At 65.7% G+C, this 2,522-nt stretch carries 2 protein-coding genes; both read right to left on the bottom strand.

Features of this window, described 5'->3' with window-relative positions:
• Nucleotides 1-1,622: hypothetical protein (locus EN906_RS30635; RefSeq protein ID WP_127375630.1), on the bottom strand; the 1,622-nt coding region annotated here is incomplete at its 3' end.
• Between the two features lie 63 nt (nt 1,623-1,685).
• On the bottom strand, nt 1,686-2,522 hold an 837-nt coding region (locus EN906_RS30630; RefSeq protein WP_164777485.1), incomplete at its 5' end, for a DUF4159 domain-containing protein.

The raw sequence follows: 2,522 nt of genomic DNA, 5'->3' as shown, positions 1-2,522 counted from the left end.
TGGCCGGGATCGTCGGCCATCGTCTGGCGGCGGATTTCCAGCACCATGCCGCGGCCGTCGGCGGTCAGCCGCTCTTCCTCGAGCTCAGGCTCCTTCATCAGCCAGTGGGCGATGCGCCGGTAGAGCTGGACATGCGGGCCGCCGCCCTCGAAGCCGCGCGCCCACAGCCAGCCCTGATCGGACAGCAGCATGCCGACGCGGCCTTCGCCCTTACGGTCGAGCAACAGCAGCGGCCGGTTGTCGGCGCCCTTCATCACCACTGCGCCTTCGGGATTCTGCACGCCGATGGTGCGGAACCAGCGGCTCCAGTGCGGCGGCTCGGTGGCAGAGCCATCCAGCCCACGCGTCACCGGGTGGCGCTGGCCGAGTTCGGTGAGGCGCGGATAGAAGGCCTTGTCGACCACCTCGCCGGTCGGCATCGCCGGCAGGGCGGACATCAGCGGCGTACGCGCGATCGAGCTTTCGCCGGCATATTCGGGGCCGGCCGCGATCAGCAGCGCGCCGCCCTTTTCGACATATTCGGAGATGTAGTCGTAATAGAGGATCGGCAGCACGTCGCGGTGCTGGTAGCGGTCGAAAATGATGAGGTCGAAATCCTTGATCTTCTCGACGAACAGTTCGCGGGTCGGGAAGGCGATCAGCGATAATTCGTTGATCGGCGTGCCGTCCTGCTTTTCCGGCGGCCGCAGGATGGTGAAATGGACGAGATCGACCGAGGCGTCGGATTTCAGCAGGTTGCGCCAGGTGCGTTCGCCGGCATGCGGCTCGCCGGAGACGAGCAGCACGCGCAAGTTCTCGCGAATGCCGTCGATGAGCGCGATGGCGCGGTTGTTGGTGTCGGTCAGTTCGCCCGGTTCGCGATCGATGGCGAGTTCGACGATGTTGCGGCCGGCGCCCGGAATGGTGACCTGCAACGGCATCGCCTGGCCGACAGTGGCGTGCTCGACCGCGACCTGTTCGCCATTGACCGAAACGCGCACATCGACCGGGCCGGTCTCGTTTTCGGTCGAGACGACGCGGTAGGTCATGTCGAGCGGCTTGCCGACAAGGCCGAAGCGCGGGGCGTTCTCGAAACGTATGCGGCGATCCTTCTCGTGATCGTTGCCGGTTATCAGCGCATGCAGCGGAGCGTTGAAATCGGGCGCTCCCGGGGGGGCGTCATGGACCTCGCCATCTGTGATCATGATGGCGCCGCCGATCCGTGACGGAGGCACGTCGCGGAAGGCGCCTTCAAGCGCGCCGAACAGCCGTGTCTCGGTGCGTTCCTCGGCGGCCTCGGATTTGCCGGCCTCGACGACGCGCACGTCGAACTGCTTGAAGCGGCCAAGCCGCTGCTGCAGCCCGGCCAACGCCTCGTCGGTCTGCTTGGTGCGGTCGCCGATATCCTGGCTCTGGCTGCGGTCGACGACGAGGGCGACAACGCTTTTCAGCGGCTCGCGCTCCTCGTTGAGGAACACCGGGTTGAACAAAGCGGCGGCGAGCGCCAGAAGGGCGATGAAGCGGAAGACCGAACCGCGCTGGCGAAACCACAGGCCGACCAGCGCAAGCAGCGCCAGCGGCACCAGCGCCAAGGTCAGCAGTGGCCAGGAGATCAGCGGTTCGAAGGAGATCGACCAATTCATTCCTTACCCTCCTCTTTTTGGGGAGGGTTTATCCGCGACCGGAGGGCACCAAACAAACTCATTCTACTGCCCCAGCCGTTCGAGCAGTATGGGTACGTGCACCTGGTCGGATTTGTAGTTGCCGGTCAGCATGTACATCATGATGTTGACGCCGGCGCGCAGCGCGTAGATGCGCTGCATCGGGTCAGCCGGCACGGTTGGCAGCAGCGCATCGCCGTTCTCGTCGACCGCCCAGGCGCCAGCGAAATCATTGGCGGTGATCATGATCGGCGAGACGCCATCGCCGGTACGCACCGGCCGGTTCTCGGCGTTGCTGGCGTCGAGCGAGGCCTCGACCCAGAGCGGGCTGCCGGCGAAGCGGCCGGGGAATTCGGGCAGGATGAAGAAGGATTTGGTCAGCACGTGGTCGGACGGTACCGGTTCCAGCGGCGGCACGTTGAGATTGCCGAGGATGTCGCGCAGCCGCTCCGTCGCCGGGCTGGTCGAATCGGCGCCGATGCCGTTGGCGAACTGGTCGCGGGTGTCGAACAGCACCGTGCCGCCTTGCTGCATATAGGCGTCGACGCGGGCGATCGCTGCCTGGCTGGGCATCGGTGCGGCCGGATCGATCGGCCAGTAGATCAGCGGATAGAACGACAGCTCGTCCCGGGAGATGTCCACACCGGCCGGCTCGCCCGGTTCCAGCGCCGTCTTCTCGACCAGGAATCGCGTCAGCCCCTCGAGCCCGGCGCGGCTGATCGAATCGTCGCCCGGCACACCGGTCAGCACATAGGCGATGCGGGTCTTCGAAATCGCCTCGATGGCAATTTCGTCACCCGGCTTGGCGTCGTCGGCGCGGGCAAGGTCGGCATGACCGAACAAGCTACCCAGCGCAATCAGGACGGCGGCGGTGTTCTGGAT

Origin of the sequence: Mesorhizobium sp. M7A.F.Ca.CA.004.06.1.1, assembly GCF_003999135.1 — a bacterium.
In the GTDB taxonomy this organism is placed as follows: domain Bacteria; phylum Pseudomonadota; class Alphaproteobacteria; order Rhizobiales; family Rhizobiaceae; genus Mesorhizobium.
This window is presented reverse-complemented; position numbering and strand designations above follow the sequence as displayed.